Source organism: Streptomyces sp. NPDC050560 (assembly GCF_044457285.1).
Lineage (GTDB): Bacteria > Actinomycetota > Actinomycetes > Streptomycetales > Streptomycetaceae > Streptomyces.
In genome coordinates this window covers 842,361-856,116 of sequence record NZ_JBITGT010000001.1, presented here as the reverse complement: position 1 = coordinate 856,116, position 13,756 = coordinate 842,361, and the positions used below count along the sequence as shown (strand labels likewise).

Genomic DNA, 13,756 nt, shown 5'->3' with positions numbered 1-13,756 from the left:
AGGCGCGGAAGAGATGACCAAGCAGATCAAGGGCATCCTGGGCGAGAAGCTCGGCATGACCCAGGTCTGGGACGAGAACAACCGTGTCGTCCCCGTGACCGTGGTCAAGGCCGGGCCCTGTGTCGTCACCCAGGTCCGCAGCAACGACAGCGACGGCTACGAGTCGGTCCAGATCGCCTTCGGCGAGATCGACCCGCGCAAGGTGAACAAGCCCCTCAAGGGCCACTTCGCCAAGGCCGACGTCACCCCGCGCCGCCACCTCGTCGAGATCCGCACCTCCGACGCCTCCGAGTACACCCTCGGGCAGGAGGTCAAGGCCGAGACCTTCGAGGCCGGCGTCAAGGTCGACGTCACCGGCAAGAGCAAGGGCAAGGGCTTCGCCGGCGTCATGAAGCGCCACAACTTCGGCGGCCTCGGCGCCGGACACGGCACTCAGCGCAAGCACCGCTCGCCCGGCTCCATCGGCGGCTGCGCCACGCCCGGACGCGTGTTCAAGGGCCTGCGCATGGCAGGACGCATGGGCAACGAGCGCGTCACCACCCAGAACCTGACCGTCCACGCCGTGGACGCGGACAAGGGCCTGCTCCTCATCAAGGGCCCCGTCCCCGGTCCGAACGGCGGCCTCGTCCTGGTTCGCACCGCGGCCAAGGGGGCCTGAGGTTAACCATGACCACGAGTGTTGACATCCTTTCGCCCGCGGGCGACAAGTCCGGAGCCGTCGAGCTGCCGGCCGAGATCTTCGACGCCAAGGTGAGCATCCCGCTCATGCACCAGGTCGTCGTCGCCCAGCTCGCCGCCGCCCGCCAGGGCACGCACAAGACGAAGACCCGCGGCGAGGTCCGCGGCGGCGGCAAGAAGCCGTACCGCCAGAAGGGCACGGGCCGCGCCCGCCAGGGCTCGACCCGCGCGCCCCAGTTCGCCGGCGGTGGCGTCGTGCACGGCCCCGTGCCGCGCGACTACTCGCAGCGCACCCCGCGGAAGATGAAGGCAGCCGCCCTGCGCGGCGCCCTCACCGACCGGGCCAGGAACAGCCGTATCCACGTCGTCACCGGCGTGATCGACGGCGACGCGCCCTCCACCAAGGCCGCCCGCACCCTCCTCGGCAAGATCAGCGAGCGGAAGAACCTGCTGCTCGTCATCGACAGGACCGACGAGGCCGGCTGGCTCTCCGCCCGCAACCTGCCCCAGGTCCACATCCTGGAGCCGGGCCAGCTGAACACGTACGACGTGCTCGTCTCCGACGACGTGGTCTTCACCAAGGCCGCCTTCGAGTCCTTCGTGTCCGGCCCGCAGCAGGCCAACGACACCGAAGGGAGTGACGCCTGATGGCCACGCGTCACCCGAGCATCGCGTCCAAGGCGGCCAAGGCCGCCAAGGCCGCCCGCGTCGCCAAGGCGCGGCGCCGCGCCACCGAGGGCGTGCAGACCGTCGAGACCCCCGCCAGCAAGGCGTTCACGGACCCCCGCGACATCCTGCTGAAGCCGGTCGTCTCCGAGAAGAGCTACGCACTGCTCGACGAGAACAAGTACACGTTCGTCGTCGACCCGCGTGCCAACAAGACCCAGATCAAGCAGGCCGTACAGCAGGTCTTCGAGGTCAAGGTCACCGGGGTCAACACGATCAACCGGCAGGGCAAGCGCAAGCGCACCCGCACCGGCTTCGGCAAGCGCGCCGACACCAAGCGGGCAATCGTGACCCTCGCCGAGGGCGACCGCATCGACATCTTCGGCCAGGTCTCCTGACGGAGGCCCTGGTCCGATATCGGACGAGGACTTAAGAATGGGTATCCGCAAGTACAAGCCGACGACCCCGGGCCGTCGCGGCTCCTCCGTCGCCGACTTTGTCGAGGTCACGCGGTCCACGCCGGAGAAGTCGCTGGTCCGCCCCCTGCACAGCAAGGGCGGCCGTAACAACGCCGGTCGTGTGACCGTCCGCCACCAGGGCGGCGGGCACAAGCGCGCCTACCGGGTGATCGACTTCCGTCGCCACGACAAGGACGGCGTGCCGGCCAAGGTCGCGCACATCGAGTACGACCCCAACCGCACCGCCCGCATCGCGCTGCTGCACTACGCCGACGGCGAGAAGCGCTACATCATCGCCCCCCGCGGCCTCGGCCAGGGCGACCGGGTGGAGAACGGCCCCGGGGCCGACATCAAGCCCGGCAACAACCTGTCGCTGCGCAACATCCCGGTCGGTACGACGGTGCACGCCATCGAGCTGCGACCCGGCGGCGGCGCCAAGCTGGCCCGCTCCGCGGGCGCCTCGGTGCAGCTCCTCGCGAAGGAGGGCGCCATGGCGACCCTCCGTATGCCGTCCGGTGAGATCCGCATGGTGGACGTGCGCTGCCGCGCCACCGTCGGCGAGGTCGGCAACGCCGAGCAGTCGAACATCAACTGGGGCAAGGCCGGCCGCAAGCGGTGGCTCGGCGTGCGTCCCACCGTCCGCGGCGTCGCGATGAACCCCGTCGACCACCCCCACGGCGGTGGTGAGGGCAAGACCTCGGGTGGCCGCCACCCGGTGTCCCCCTGGGGTCAGAAGGAAGGACGTACTCGGGCTCCCAAGAAGGCGAGCAACAAGTACATCGTCCGCCGCCGCAAGACGAACAAGAAGCGCTAGGAGCGGGTTGAGATGCCGCGCAGTCTGAAGAAGGGGCCCTTCGTCGACGACCACCTGATCAAAAAGGTGGACGCCCAGAACGAAGCAGGCACCAAGAACGTCATCAAGACCTGGTCCCGCCGCTCGATGATCGTCCCGGCGATGCTGGGCCACACCATCGCGGTGCACAACGGCAAGATGCACATCCCGGTGTTCGTCACCGAGTCGATGGTCGGTCACAAGCTCGGCGAGTTCTCCCCGACGCGGACCTTCAAGGGCCACGTCAAGGACGACCGCAAGTCGAAGCGCCGCTGACGGCGGAGCGAAACGAACATGTCAAAAACCGAAGGGACAACCATGGAAGCCAGGGCCCAGGCGCGGTACATCCGTGTCACGCCCATGAAGGCCCGCCGTGTGGTGGACCTCATCCGTGGCATGGCCGCCACGGAGGCTCAGGCGGTCCTGCGTTTCGCCCCGCAGGCCGCGAGCGTGCCGGTGGGCAAGGTGCTCGACAGCGCCATCGCCAACGCCGCGCACAACAACGACCACACCGACGCCGACACCCTCTACATCGCCGAGGCGTACGTCGACGAGGGCCCGACGCTGAAGCGGTTCCGGCCGCGCGCCCAGGGGCGTGCGTACCGCATCCGCAAGCGGACCAGCCACATCACCGTGGTCGTCGCCAGCAAGGAAGGAACCCGCTGATGGGCCAGAAGGTAAACCCGCATGGGTTCCGGCTCGGTATCACCACCGACTTCAAGTCGCGCTGGTACGCCGACAAGCTCTACAAGGACTACGTCAAGGAAGACGTCGCCATCCGCCGGATGATGACGTCGGGCATGGAGCGGGCCGGCATCTCCAAGGTGGAGATCGAGCGCACCCGCGACCGCGTCCGGGTGGACATCCACACCGCGCGCCCCGGCATCGTCATCGGCCGCCGCGGCGCCGAGGCCGACCGCATCCGCGGCGACCTGGAGAAGCTGACCAGCAAGCAGGTCCAGCTCAACATCCTTGAGGTCAAGAACCCCGAGACCGACGCGCAGCTCGTGGCCCAGGCGGTCGCCGAGCAGCTCTCGTCCCGGGTCTCCTTCCGCCGCGCCATGCGCAAGAGCATGCAGTCGTCGATGAAGGCCGGCGCCAAGGGCATCAAGATCCAGTGCGGTGGGCGGCTCGGCGGCGCGGAGATGTCGCGCTCCGAGTTCTACCGCGAGGGCCGGGTCCCGCTGCACACCCTGCGCGCCAACGTGGACTACGGCTTCTTCGAGGCCCGTACGTCCTTCGGCCGCATCGGCGTCAAGGTGTGGATCTACAAGGGCGACGTGAAGAACATCGCCGAGGTCCGCGCCGAGAACGCCGCGGCCCGCGCGGGCAACCGCCCGGCCCGCGGCGGCGCCGACCGCCCGGCCCGCGGTGGCCGCGGCGGCGAGCGCGGCGGCCGCGGCCGCAGGCCGCAGCAGCAGTCGGGAGCCGGTGCGCCGGCCGCCGCCACGGAGGCCCCCAAGGCCGACGAGGGCGCCCCGAGCACTGCTCAGGCGGCGCCCGCCGAGACCAGTGGAACGGAGGGCTAGGAGCCATGCTGATCCCCCGCAGGGTCAAGCACCGCAAGCAGCACCACCCCGGGCGCAGCGGGATGGCCAAGGGCGGCACCCAGGTGTCGTTCGGCGAGTACGGCATTCAGGCCCTCACGCCGGCGTACGTCACCAACCGCCAGATCGAGGCGGCCCGTATCGCGATGACCCGCCACATCAAGCGTGGCGGCAAGGTCTGGATCAACATCTACCCGGACCGCCCGCTCACCAAGAAGCCCGCCGAGACCCGTATGGGCTCCGGCAAGGGCTCCCCGGAGTGGTGGATCGCGAACGTCAAGCCGGGACGGGTGATGTTCGAACTGTCCTACCCCAACGAGAAGATCGCGCGTGAGGCGCTGCTGCGCGCCGCACACAAGCTTCCGATGAAGTGCCGCATTGTCCGGCGCGAGGCAGGTGAGGCGTGATGTCGGTCGGTACCAAGGCGTCCGAGCTGCGCGAGCTGGGCAACGAGGAGCTGCTCGAAAAGCTCCGCGAGGCCAAGGAAGAGCTGTTCAACCTCCGCTTCCAGGCGGCGACCGGGCAGCTTGAGAACCACGGCAGGCTGAAGGCCGTGCGCAAGGACATCGCCCGGATCTACACCCTGATGCGCGAGCGCGAGCTGGGCATCGAGACGGTGGAGAGCGCCTGATGAGCGAGAGCACTGTGACTGAAGAGAACACCGCCCGCGGTTTCCGCAAGACCCGTGAGGGCCTTGTGGTCAGCGACAAGATGGACAAGACCGTCGTCGTCGCCGTCGAGGACCGTGTGAAGCACGCGCTGTACGGCAAGGTCATCCGCCGTACCAGCAAGCTGAAGGCGCACGACGAGCAGAACGCCGCCGGCGTCGGTGACCGAGTCCTTCTCATGGAGACCCGGCCGCTCTCCGCCACCAAGCGGTGGCGGATCGTGGAGATCCTTGAGAAGGCGAAGTAGCCCGTAACGCGGGGGGCCCAGCCCCCTGTGAGCCCCCCGCCGGGGCGCGGTCCGCGAGGGCGGCCCCCGGCACCAGTTCCGCCAGGCTCGCGGGGCACGCGCACGGCAGACGCCGTGGGCGTCCCCGCGGGAACCGGCAGACGATCAGGAGATAGACGTGATCCAGCAGGAGTCGCGGCTGCGTGTCGCCGACAACACGGGCGCGAAGGAGATCCTTTGCATCCGTGTTCTCGGTGGCTCCGGCCGCCGCTACGCGGGCATCGGTGACGTCATCGTCGCCACCGTCAAGGACGCGATCCCCGGTGGCAACGTGAAGAAGGGTGACGTCGTCAAGGCGGTCATCGTTCGCACCGTCAAGGAGCGCCGCCGCCAGGACGGCTCGTACATCCGCTTCGACGAGAACGCCGCCGTCATTCTGAAGAACGACGGCGACCCCCGCGGCACCCGCATCTTCGGCCCCGTCGGCCGTGAGCTGCGCGAGAAGAGGTTCATGAAGATCATCTCGCTCGCGCCGGAGGTGCTGTGATGAAGATCAAGAAGGGTGACCTGGTCCAGGTCATCACCGGCAAGGACAAGGGCAAGCAGGGCAAGGTCATCGCCGCCTTCCCGCGCGAGGACCGCGTCCTTGTCGAGGGTGTCAACCGGGTCAAGAAGCACACCAAGACCGGTCAGACGGCCCGCGGCTCGCGCACCGGCGGCATCATCACCACCGAGGCCCCGATCCACGTGAGCAACGTCCAGCTCGTCGTCGAGAAGGACGGCAAGAAGGTCGTGACCCGCGTCGGCTACCGCTTCGAGGACGACGAGAACGGCAAGAAGCGCAAGATCCGCGTTGCCCGGCGGACCGGTGAGGACATCTGATGACCACAGCCACCGCGCCGCGTCTCAAGACGCGCTACCGCGAGGAAATCATCGGCAAGCTGCGTGACGAGTTCAAGTACGAGAACGTCATGCAGGTGCCAGGACTCGTCAAGATCGTGGTCAACATGGGTGTGGGCGACGCCGCCCGCGACTCCAAGCTGATCGAGGGCGCCGTGCGCGACCTCGCCACGATCACCGGGCAGAAGCCCGCCGTCACCAAGGCCCGCAAGTCCATCGCGCAGTTCAAGCTGCGCGAGGGCCAGCCGATCGGTGCCCACGCCACCCTCCGTGGCGACCGCATGTGGGAGTTCCTCGACCGCACCCTGTCGCTCGCGCTGCCGCGCATCCGCGACTTCCGCGGTCTGTCCCCCAAGCAGTTCGACGGCCGTGGCAACTACACCTTCGGTCTCACCGAGCAGGTCATGTTCCACGAGATCGACCAGGACAAGATCGACCGCGTCCGGGGTATGGACATCACCGTGGTGACCACGGCGACCAACGACGCCGAGGGCCGCGCGCTCCTCCGTCACCTCGGCTTCCCTTTCAAGGAAGCGTGAGCAGTCATGGTGACTGAGGATCGCAACAAGGAGGCGTGAGATGGCGAAGAAGGCTCTGATCGCGAAGTCCGCCCGCAAGCCGAAGTTCGGCGTGCGCGCGTACACCAGGTGCCAGCGGTGCGGCCGTCCGCACTCCGTGTACCGCAAGTTCGGCCTCTGCCGTGTGTGCCTGCGTGAGATGGCGCACCGCGGCGAGCTGCCGGGCGTCACCAAGAGCTCCTGGTAGTACGCGCGCCAAGCGCGAGCTTCCAGGACTCTCGGTAAGCAGCAGGACGGCCGGCGCACCCCGTCGTGATCCACGCGGGAGGCGCCGGGCGCCGGCCCCGGATGCCTTAGGCTTACGGGGCCCGGCGCCACGCCGTCCGGACATATCCGCGGACCCCCGGTCCGCGCGTAACGCTTACTACGCCGTAGGTCCCCGTGCCGCACCCGTCCCGTCCCGGATCGGGGAGAGGGATGGCACAGACAGGAAACCCCGGCGAGAGAGGCCCAAGGCCAATCCATGACCATGACTGATCCGATCGCAGACATGCTGACCCGTCTGCGGAACGCGAACTCGGCGTACCACGACGCAGTGTCGATGCCGCACAGCAAGATCAAGTCTCATATCGCGGAGATCCTCCAGCAGGAGGGCTTCATCACCGGCTGGAAGACCGAGGACGCCGAGGTCGGCAAGAGCCTCGTCCTTGAGCTGAAGTTCGGCCCGAACCGTGAGCGCTCCATCGCGGGCATCAAGCGGATCTCCAAGCCGGGCCTGCGGGTCTACGCGAAGTCCACCAACCTGCCGAAGGTCCTCGGCGGCCTGGGAGTGGCGATCATCTCCACCTCCCACGGTCTGCTCACGGACAAGCAGGCGGGCAAGAAGGGTGTGGGCGGGGAAGTCCTCGCCTACGTCTGGTAACTCGGGAACGGAGGAACGGCAATGTCGCGCATCGGCAAGCTCCCCATCCCGGTTCCCACCGGCGTGGACGTCACCATCGACGGGCGCACGGTCTCGGTGAAGGGCCCCAAGGGCGCCCTCGCCCACACCGTGGTGGCGCCGATCGAGGTCGGGCAGGGCGAGGACGGCACCCTCCAGGTGACCCGCCCCAACGACGAGCGTCAGAACAAGGCCCTGCACGGCCTGTCCCGCACGCTGGTGGCGAACATGATCACCGGTGTGACCCAGGGATACGTCAAGAAGCTCGAAATCAGCGGCGTCGGCTACCGCGTCGTGGCGAAGGGCTCCAACCTGGAGTTCTCCCTCGGCTACAGCCACCCCATCGTCGTCGAGGCCCCCGACGGCATCAGCTTCAAGGTCGAGAACCCCACGCACTTCTCGGTGGAGGGCATCGACAAGCAGAAGGTCGGCGAGGTCGCCGCCAACATCCGCAAGCTGCGCAAGCCCGACCCGTACAAGGCCAAGGGCGTCAAGTACGAGGGCGAAGTCATTCGCCGCAAGGTCGGAAAGGCGGGTAAGTAAGCCATGGCTTACGGTGTGAAGATCGCCAAGGGCAAGGCGTACAAGGCCGCTGCCATCAAGCGCCGCCACATCCGGATTCGCAAGAAGGTCTCCGGCACCGCGGAGCGGCCCCGCCTGGTCGTGACGCGCTCCAACCGCCACATCGTGGCCCAGGTCATCGACGACCTGAAGGGCCACACCCTGGCGTCCGCGTCCACCCTGGACGCCTCCATCCGCGGCGGCGAGGGCGACAAGTCCTCGCAGGCCGGGAAGGTCGGCTCCCTGGTGGCGGAGCGTGCCAAGGCGGCGGGTATCGAGGCCGTCGTGTTCGACCGTGGCGGCAGCCAGTACGCGGGGCGCATCGCCGCCCTCGCGGACGCCGCTCGCGAAGCCGGGCTCAAGTTCTGAGCCTGCCGTAACAGCGGAAAGAGAGAGGTAATCCAATGCCTGGACCCCAGCGCCGCGGTGGCGGTGCCGGTGGCGGCGAGCGGCGGGACCGGAAGGGCCGTGACGGTGGCGCTGCCGCCGCCGAGAAGACCGCGTACGTCGAACGCGTCGTCGCGATCAACCGCGTCGCCAAGGTTGTGAAGGGTGGTCGCCGCTTCAGCTTCACCGCGCTTGTCGTGGTGGGCGACGGCGACGGCACCGTCGGTGTCGGCTACGGGAAGGCCAAGGAGGTGCCGGCCGCCATCGCCAAGGGCGTTGAGGAGGCCAAGAAGCACTTCTTCAAGGTCCCCCGCATCCAGGGCACCATCCCCCACCCCATCCAGGGTGAGAAGGCGGCGGGCGTCGTCCTGCTCAAGCCCGCGTCCCCCGGTACCGGCGTCATCGCCGGCGGCCCGGTGCGCGCGGTGCTGGAGTGCGCCGGTGTCCACGACATCCTGTCGAAGTCGCTCGGCTCGGACAACGCGATCAACATCGTGCACGCCACCGTGGAGGCCCTGAAGGGCCTCCAGCGTCCCGAGGAGATCGCGGCCCGCCGCGGTCTGCCCCTGGAGGACGTGGCCCCCGCGGCCCTGCTGCGTGCGCGTGCCGGGGCGGGTGCGTGATGGCCCGCCTCAAGATCACGCAGAAGAAGTCGTACATCGGCAGCAAGCAGAACCACCGTGACACGCTGCGTTCGCTCGGCCTGAAGAGGGTCAACGACGTGGTCGTCAAGGAGGACCGCCCCGAGTTCCGCGGCATGGTGCGCCACGTCCGCCACCTCGTGACGGTCGAGGAGGTCGACTGATCATGGCTGAACAGGGCCCGATCAAGATTCACAACCTCCGTCCCGCCCCCGGCGCCAAGACCGCCAAGACCCGCGTGGGTCGCGGTGAGGCGTCGAAGGGCAAGACGGCAGGCCGCGGCACCAAGGGCACCAAGGCCCGCTACCAGGTTCCGGAGAGCTTCGAGGGCGGCCAGATGCCGCTCCACATGCGGCTCCCGAAGCTGAAGGGCTTCAAGAACCCGTTCCGCACCGAGTACCAGGTCGTCAACCTGGACCGGCTCGCCGACCTCTACCCCGAGGGCGGCGAGGTCACGGTGGCCGACCTGGTGGCCAAGGGCGCCGTTCGCAAGAACAGCCCCGTCAAGGTCCTCGGCCAGGGCGAGGTCTCCGTGGCGCTGACCGTGACGGTGGACGCCGTCTCCGGCTCCGCCAAGGAGAAGATCACCGCCGCGGGCGGCAGCGTGAGCGAGTCCCGCTGAGGACCCGCTGAGTGCCTGCTGTGAAAGACATGACCGGGGATGCCCACAAAAGGGGTATCCCCGGTCGGTCGTTTCGCGTCCGCCATCGGTGGGTCATTCCACGGCGGGACAGTCGCCGGTAAGGTGGCCCACGCTGCCGCTCCACCCTCCGGGACCATGTTGATTGCGTCTCCCGGGCCGCGAAGGCGCCGACGGCACGGTACGCCGCCGGGACGTCTTCCGTGGGTAGTACGACCGCGGGCGTGCCGCGGGCCGTCGTCGCGCGTTAGACCGCGAGGGCGCCCGGGCACTTACCGCGGGCTCCACCCGTTCACTAGTCGTTTGTCGTCCCCCAAGTCGTTTCCGTCCCTCAAAGAGCGTCGCAGAAGACGCCGCGCGGGGGTCGCGCCAGGAGGCACCGTGCTCACCGCGTTCGCCCGAGCGTTCAGGACACCCGACCTGCGCAAGAAGCTGCTGTTCACGCTCGGCATCATTGTGGTCTACCGGGTGGGTACGCACATTCCCATCCCGGGCGTCAGCTACAAGAACGTCCAGACCTGCATGGACCAGGCCAACGCCAACCAGGGCCTGTTCGGCCTCGTCAACATGTTCAGCGGTGGCGCGCTGCTCCAGATCACGGTCTTCGCGCTCGGCATCATGCCGTACATCACGGCGAGCATCATCCTCCAACTGCTGACCGTCGTGATCCCCCGTCTCGAAGCCCTGAAGAAGGAGGGCCAGTCGGGCACGGCGAAGATCACCCAGTACACCCGCTACCTGACGGTCGCCCTCGCGGTGCTCCAGGGCACGGGCCTGGTGGCCACGGCCCGCAGCGGCGCGCTCTTCCAGGGCTGCCCCGTGGCCGGTGAGATCGTGCCCGACCAGGCGATCTTCACCACCATCGTGATGGTGGTCACGATGACCGCGGGCACCGGCATGGTGATGTGGCTCGGCGAGCTGATCACGGACCGCGGCATCGGCAACGGCATGTCGATCCTTATGTTCATCTCCATCGCGGCGACCTTCCCGTCCGCGCTGTGGGCCATCAAGAAGCAGGGCACGCTCGCCGACGGCTGGATCGAGTTCGGCACCGTGATCCTGGTCGGCCTCGTCATGGTCGGCCTCGTGGTCTTCGTGGAGCAGGCCCAGCGCCGTATTCCGGTGCAGTACGCGAAGCGGATGATCGGGCGGCGTTCGTACGGCGGCACTTCCACCTACATTCCGCTGAAGGTCAACCAGGCGGGTGTGATCCCCGTCATCTTCGCGTCCTCGCTGCTCTACATTCCGGCGCTCGTGGCGCAGTTCGCGGGCGGCGACTCCGGCTGGAAGAGCTGGATTCAGGCGAACCTCACCAAGGGCGACCACCCCATTTACATCACGCTGTACTTCCTGCTGATCGTCTTCTTCGCGTTCTTCTACGTGGCGATCTCGTTCAACCCCGAGGAAGTCGCGGACAACATGAAGAAGTATGGTGGCTTCATCCCGGGTATCAGGGCTGGTCGGCCCACCGCCGAGTACCTGAGCTACGTGCTCAACCGGATCACCTGGCCGGGATCGCTGTATCTGGGACTGATCGCTCTCGTGCCGACAGTGGCGTTGGTTGGCTTCGGGGCAAGCCAGAACTTCCCGTTCGGTGGTACGAGCATCCTGATCATCGTGGGTGTCGGCCTCGAAACGGTGAAGCAGATCGAGAGCCAGCTTCAGCAGCGCCATTACGAAGGGTTCCTCCGCTGATGCGAATCGTCCTCGTCGGGCCGCCCGGTGCGGGCAAGGGAACGCAGGCCGCGCTCCTCGCCAAGAACCTCTCGATCCCGCACATCTCGACGGGCGACCTCTTCCGCGCCAACATCAGCCAGGGCACGGAGCTGGGGCGGAAGGCCAAGTCCTATATGGACGCGGGGAACCTGGTGCCCGACGAGGTCACCATCGAGATGGCCAAGGACCGGATGGAACAGCAGGACGCCGCGGGCGGTTTCCTGCTCGACGGCTTCCCCAGGAACGTCCCCCAGGCCGAGGCGCTCGACGACATGCTGAAGGCCGAGTCCATGAAGCTGGACGCGGTGCTCGACCTGGAGATCCCCGAGGAGGAGGTCGTCGAGCGGATCGCGGGCCGCCGCATCTGCCGTAACGACTCGGCGCACGTCTTCCACGTGGTGAACAAGCCGCCGAAGAGGGACGGCGTCTGCGACGTCTGCGGCGGGGAGCTGTACCAGCGGGACGACGACAGTGAGGGCACGGTCCGCAAGCGGCTTGAGGTGTACCACCAGAAGACCGAGCCGATCATCGACTACTACCGCCGCCAGGACCTGGTCGTGACCATCTCCGCGTCGGGTCCTGTGGAGGAGGTCACGGCTCGCGCGATGCAGGCGCTGGGCGTGTCCTGAGCGGGTGCCCGGCGTGTCCTGACCCTTCTCCGGGCCTTCGGCCCTGGCCTGGTGGTCGGGGGTGGGGTGGGGGTTGAGGGCCGTGCCTTTGGCCGCGGTCGTGGCTGGGCCGGTGTCCCGTGGGACCGGTGCGTGGCGATTCCGCCGGACCCTCACCATCGTGGTTACGCGCCGTACCGGCGATCAGAGGGGGGCCTGCCGGCCCCCCTTTCTGCTTCCCCCCACGGACCAGCACTCGCCCACTACCCCGGCCCCTTCCCTCCCTTCGCCCCCCCGGCCCGCACCCGCCCACGAGACGGAAGGCGTGGGAGGCGCCGGCAGGTGACTCCCACGCCGCCCCGAAGACGACAACCCGCAGGTCCGAGGGGCCCCGCCCCTCGCATCGCCGCGACGGCGAGCACTCCCCACCCAGAGGGTCCGGCGAAACAACAGGACGACCCCCCGGGACCGAACGAGGCCACGACCCCCGAGAAGGAACGGGGCGCCCAGCCCCGAAAAAGAGGGACAGCGGCGCCCACCCCCCCGCCCCCCGACAGCGACCGGGAGGCGCCTCACGCGGCTGACCGTCGGAGACGTAAGGTGGGGGAGTTGTCGAGCATCCGTCAAGGAGGGCGTAAGCCGCCATGGTCCAGATCAAGAGTCCCGAGCAGATCGCCACGATGCGCGCGGCGGGGCTCGTGGTGGCGGCGGTGCACGAGGCGACCCGGGCCGTGGCCGTCCCCGGCGCCTCCACCAAGGACCTCGACGACGTCGCCCGCAAGGTACTCGCCGAGCACGGCGCCAAGTCCAACTTCCTGGGCTACGGCGGCTTCCCCGCCACCATCTGCACCTCCGTGAACGACGTCGTCGTCCACGGCATCCCCCGCGAGGACGTGGTCCTCAAGGACGGCGACATCATCAGCATCGACGCCGGTGCCATCGTCGACGGCTGGCACGGCGACGCCGCCTACACCGCCTTCGTCGGCAGCGGGCACGCCCCCGAGCTTGTCGAGCTGTCCCGGGTGACGGAGGAGTCCATGTGGGCCGGGCTCGCCGCCGTGAAGAACGGCAACAGGCTGGTGGACGTCTCCCGCGCCATCGAGACGTACATCCGCCGCCAGCCCAAGCCGGGCGGCGGCCGCTACGGGATCATCGAGGACTACGGCGGCCACGGCATCGGCACCGAGATGCACATGGAGCCCCACCTCCTGAACTACGTCGAGCGCCGCCGCGGCCGCGGCCCCCGGCTGGTGCCCGGCTTCTGCCTCGCCATCGAGCCCATGGTCAGCCTCGGCACCGCGAAGACCCGGGTCCTCGACGACGACTGGACCGTGATCACCACCGACGGCACCTGGTCGTCCCACTGGGAGCACTCCATCGCCCTCACCGAGGAGGGCCCGCTGGTCCTGACCGCCCCCGACGGCGGCCGGGCCAAGCTCGCCGAGTACGGCATCACCGCCGCCCCCGACCCACTGGCCGACTGAACCGACCCGGGTCACCGGGACCTGTGGTATCGGGAGCCCGAGGGTTTTGGGTCTGACCAGTGGACTGCGGTGGCGAGGCTGCTCGTCCCCCCCCGGCTCGTCCCCCCTGGCTCGGGCCCACCGGCATCCGGCGCGCAACCGGCGCTCGGCCCGCCGCTGCCCCGCGCCCCGCGCCCCTCATCCCGGCTTAAAGATCTCCTCCGCCGGGCATCCATCCCCCGAAGCCCCCTGCCAAGGGCGATTCGTCTTTCCGGGTGCGCTGACGTAGACTGACTCGTCGGCTCTC

The 13,756-nt window shown here is 68.5% G+C and carries 23 protein-coding genes; all 23 read left to right on the top strand.

What is annotated here, in order from left to right:
• Positions 1–13 precede the first annotated feature (13 nt).
• The 23 genes from rplC (at position 14) to map (ending at position 13,470) form a co-directional block, all read left to right on the top strand.
• The gene (gene rplC, locus ACIBIW_RS03675) at positions 14–658 is read left to right on the top strand and encodes a 50S ribosomal protein L3 (protein ID WP_399331489.1); all 645 of its coding nucleotides are present in this window, start codon (positions 14–16) and stop codon (positions 656–658) included.
• Between the two features lie 8 nt (positions 659–666).
• Entirely contained in the window at positions 667–1,326 is a 660-nt protein-coding gene (gene rplD / locus ACIBIW_RS03670; protein WP_399331487.1) for a 50S ribosomal protein L4, read from the top strand.
• Positions 1,326–1,742, top strand: a complete 417-nt coding sequence (gene rplW / locus ACIBIW_RS03665; RefSeq protein WP_399331485.1) for a 50S ribosomal protein L23 — start codon at positions 1,326–1,328, stop codon at positions 1,740–1,742. The genes rplD and rplW overlap by 1 nt, the downstream gene beginning before the upstream one ends.
• A gap of 37 nt (positions 1,743–1,779) precedes the next feature.
• The gene (gene rplB, locus ACIBIW_RS03660; protein WP_399331483.1) at positions 1,780–2,616 is read left to right on the top strand and encodes a 50S ribosomal protein L2; all 837 of its coding nucleotides are present in this window, start codon (positions 1,780–1,782) and stop codon (positions 2,614–2,616) included.
• Between the two features lie 12 nt (positions 2,617–2,628).
• Positions 2,629–2,910: a 30S ribosomal protein S19 gene (rpsS, locus tag ACIBIW_RS03655; RefSeq protein ID WP_399331481.1), complete on the top strand. Its 282-nt coding sequence runs from the start codon at positions 2,629–2,631 to the stop codon at positions 2,908–2,910.
• 42 nt (positions 2,911–2,952) lie between these two features.
• Positions 2,953–3,300, top strand: a complete 348-nt coding sequence (gene rplV / locus ACIBIW_RS03650; RefSeq protein ID WP_399331479.1) for a 50S ribosomal protein L22 — start codon at positions 2,953–2,955, stop codon at positions 3,298–3,300.
• The gene (rpsC, locus tag ACIBIW_RS03645; protein WP_399331477.1) at positions 3,300–4,163 is read left to right on the top strand and encodes a 30S ribosomal protein S3; all 864 of its coding nucleotides are present in this window, start codon (positions 3,300–3,302) and stop codon (positions 4,161–4,163) included. The genes rplV and rpsC overlap by 1 nt, the downstream gene beginning before the upstream one ends.
• 5 nt (positions 4,164–4,168) lie before the next feature.
• Positions 4,169–4,588, top strand: a complete 420-nt coding sequence (gene rplP, locus ACIBIW_RS03640) for a 50S ribosomal protein L16 (RefSeq protein ID WP_399331475.1) — start codon at positions 4,169–4,171, stop codon at positions 4,586–4,588.
• Entirely contained in the window at positions 4,588–4,812 is a 225-nt protein-coding gene (gene rpmC / locus ACIBIW_RS03635) for a 50S ribosomal protein L29 (RefSeq protein ID WP_399331473.1), read from the top strand. Before rplP ends, rpmC begins: the two co-directional genes overlap by 1 nt.
• Positions 4,812–5,096, top strand: a complete 285-nt coding sequence (gene rpsQ, locus ACIBIW_RS03630; protein WP_399331471.1) for a 30S ribosomal protein S17 — start codon at positions 4,812–4,814, stop codon at positions 5,094–5,096. Before rpmC ends, rpsQ begins: the two co-directional genes overlap by 1 nt.
• A gap of 157 nt (positions 5,097–5,253) precedes the next feature.
• Positions 5,254–5,622, top strand: coding sequence for a 50S ribosomal protein L14 (rplN, locus tag ACIBIW_RS03625; protein ID WP_399331469.1), 369 nt, complete (start codon positions 5,254–5,256; stop codon positions 5,620–5,622).
• Complete coding sequence (gene rplX / locus ACIBIW_RS03620; RefSeq protein ID WP_399331467.1) at positions 5,622–5,957, top strand: 50S ribosomal protein L24; 336 nt, start codon at positions 5,622–5,624, stop codon at positions 5,955–5,957. Before rplN ends, rplX begins: the two co-directional genes overlap by 1 nt.
• Positions 5,957–6,514, top strand: a complete 558-nt coding sequence (rplE, locus tag ACIBIW_RS03615) for a 50S ribosomal protein L5 (protein WP_399331464.1) — start codon at positions 5,957–5,959, stop codon at positions 6,512–6,514. Before rplX ends, rplE begins: the two co-directional genes overlap by 1 nt.
• A 40-nt stretch (positions 6,515–6,554) precedes the next feature.
• Entirely contained in the window at positions 6,555–6,740 is a 186-nt protein-coding gene (locus tag ACIBIW_RS03610) for a type Z 30S ribosomal protein S14 (protein WP_390146790.1), read from the top strand.
• A gap of 276 nt (positions 6,741–7,016) precedes the next feature.
• The gene (gene rpsH, locus ACIBIW_RS03605; protein ID WP_399331461.1) at positions 7,017–7,415 is read left to right on the top strand and encodes a 30S ribosomal protein S8; all 399 of its coding nucleotides are present in this window, start codon (positions 7,017–7,019) and stop codon (positions 7,413–7,415) included.
• Between the two features lie 21 nt (positions 7,416–7,436).
• Positions 7,437–7,976: a 50S ribosomal protein L6 gene (rplF, locus tag ACIBIW_RS03600; protein ID WP_399331459.1), complete on the top strand. Its 540-nt coding sequence runs from the start codon at positions 7,437–7,439 to the stop codon at positions 7,974–7,976.
• Positions 7,977–7,979: 3 nt separating this feature from the next.
• On the top strand, positions 7,980–8,363 hold the full coding sequence (gene rplR / locus ACIBIW_RS03595; RefSeq protein ID WP_399331457.1) for a 50S ribosomal protein L18: 384 nt from the start codon (positions 7,980–7,982) through the stop codon (positions 8,361–8,363).
• Between the two features lie 35 nt (positions 8,364–8,398).
• Complete coding sequence (gene rpsE, locus ACIBIW_RS03590; protein ID WP_399331455.1) at positions 8,399–9,004, top strand: 30S ribosomal protein S5; 606 nt, start codon at positions 8,399–8,401, stop codon at positions 9,002–9,004.
• A complete protein-coding gene (gene rpmD, locus ACIBIW_RS03585; RefSeq protein ID WP_391352836.1) occupies positions 9,004–9,186 on the top strand; it encodes a 50S ribosomal protein L30 in 183 nt (60 codons plus the stop codon). The genes rpsE and rpmD overlap by 1 nt, the downstream gene beginning before the upstream one ends.
• Before the next feature lie 2 nt (positions 9,187–9,188).
• Positions 9,189–9,644 carry a 50S ribosomal protein L15 gene (gene rplO, locus ACIBIW_RS03580; protein WP_399331452.1) on the top strand — a complete coding sequence of 152 codons (456 nt, stop codon included), beginning with the start codon at positions 9,189–9,191 and terminating at the stop codon, positions 9,642–9,644.
• 399 nt (positions 9,645–10,043) lie between these two features.
• Positions 10,044–11,357 carry a preprotein translocase subunit SecY gene (secY, locus tag ACIBIW_RS03575; protein ID WP_399331450.1) on the top strand — a complete coding sequence of 438 codons (1,314 nt, stop codon included), beginning with the start codon at positions 10,044–10,046 and terminating at the stop codon, positions 11,355–11,357.
• Entirely contained in the window at positions 11,357–12,007 is a 651-nt protein-coding gene (locus ACIBIW_RS03570; protein ID WP_399331448.1) for an adenylate kinase, read from the top strand. Before secY ends, ACIBIW_RS03570 begins: the two co-directional genes overlap by 1 nt.
• Positions 12,008–12,630: 623 nt before the next feature.
• Positions 12,631–13,470, top strand: a complete 840-nt coding sequence (gene map / locus ACIBIW_RS03565; RefSeq protein ID WP_399331446.1) for a type I methionyl aminopeptidase — start codon at positions 12,631–12,633, stop codon at positions 13,468–13,470.
• Positions 13,471–13,756: the final 286 nt, after the last annotated feature.

Bases quoted from the DNA above. Each gene is read 5' to 3' on its own strand.
- rplC (WP_399331489.1), top strand. From the start codon at position 14: ATGACCAAGCAGATCAAGGGCATCCTGGGCGAGAAGCTCGGCATGACC.
- rplD (WP_399331487.1), top strand. From the start codon at position 667: ATGACCACGAGTGTTGACATCCTTTCGCCCGCGGGCGACAAGTCCGGA.
- rplW (WP_399331485.1), top strand. From the start codon at position 1,326: ATGGCCACGCGTCACCCGAGCATCGCGTCCAAGGCGGCCAAGGCCGCC.
- rplB (WP_399331483.1), top strand. From the start codon at position 1,780: ATGGGTATCCGCAAGTACAAGCCGACGACCCCGGGCCGTCGCGGCTCC.
- rpsS (WP_399331481.1), top strand. From the start codon at position 2,629: ATGCCGCGCAGTCTGAAGAAGGGGCCCTTCGTCGACGACCACCTGATC.
- rplV (WP_399331479.1), top strand. From the start codon at position 2,953: ATGGAAGCCAGGGCCCAGGCGCGGTACATCCGTGTCACGCCCATGAAG.
- rpsC (WP_399331477.1), top strand. From the start codon at position 3,300: ATGGGCCAGAAGGTAAACCCGCATGGGTTCCGGCTCGGTATCACCACC.
- rplP (WP_399331475.1), top strand. From the start codon at position 4,169: ATGCTGATCCCCCGCAGGGTCAAGCACCGCAAGCAGCACCACCCCGGG.
- rpmC (WP_399331473.1), top strand. From the start codon at position 4,588: ATGTCGGTCGGTACCAAGGCGTCCGAGCTGCGCGAGCTGGGCAACGAG.
- rpsQ (WP_399331471.1), top strand. From the start codon at position 4,812: ATGAGCGAGAGCACTGTGACTGAAGAGAACACCGCCCGCGGTTTCCGC.
- rplX (WP_399331467.1), top strand. From the start codon at position 5,622: ATGAAGATCAAGAAGGGTGACCTGGTCCAGGTCATCACCGGCAAGGAC.
- rplE (WP_399331464.1), top strand. From the start codon at position 5,957: ATGACCACAGCCACCGCGCCGCGTCTCAAGACGCGCTACCGCGAGGAA.
- ACIBIW_RS03610 (WP_390146790.1), top strand. From the start codon at position 6,555: ATGGCGAAGAAGGCTCTGATCGCGAAGTCCGCCCGCAAGCCGAAGTTC.
- rpsH (WP_399331461.1), top strand. From the start codon at position 7,017: ATGACCATGACTGATCCGATCGCAGACATGCTGACCCGTCTGCGGAAC.
- rplF (WP_399331459.1), top strand. From the start codon at position 7,437: ATGTCGCGCATCGGCAAGCTCCCCATCCCGGTTCCCACCGGCGTGGAC.
- rplR (WP_399331457.1), top strand. From the start codon at position 7,980: ATGGCTTACGGTGTGAAGATCGCCAAGGGCAAGGCGTACAAGGCCGCT.
- rpsE (WP_399331455.1), top strand. From the start codon at position 8,399: ATGCCTGGACCCCAGCGCCGCGGTGGCGGTGCCGGTGGCGGCGAGCGG.
- rpmD (WP_391352836.1), top strand. From the start codon at position 9,004: ATGGCCCGCCTCAAGATCACGCAGAAGAAGTCGTACATCGGCAGCAAG.
- rplO (WP_399331452.1), top strand. From the start codon at position 9,189: ATGGCTGAACAGGGCCCGATCAAGATTCACAACCTCCGTCCCGCCCCC.
- ACIBIW_RS03570 (WP_399331448.1), top strand. From the start codon at position 11,357: ATGCGAATCGTCCTCGTCGGGCCGCCCGGTGCGGGCAAGGGAACGCAG.
- map (WP_399331446.1), top strand. From the start codon at position 12,631: ATGGTCCAGATCAAGAGTCCCGAGCAGATCGCCACGATGCGCGCGGCG.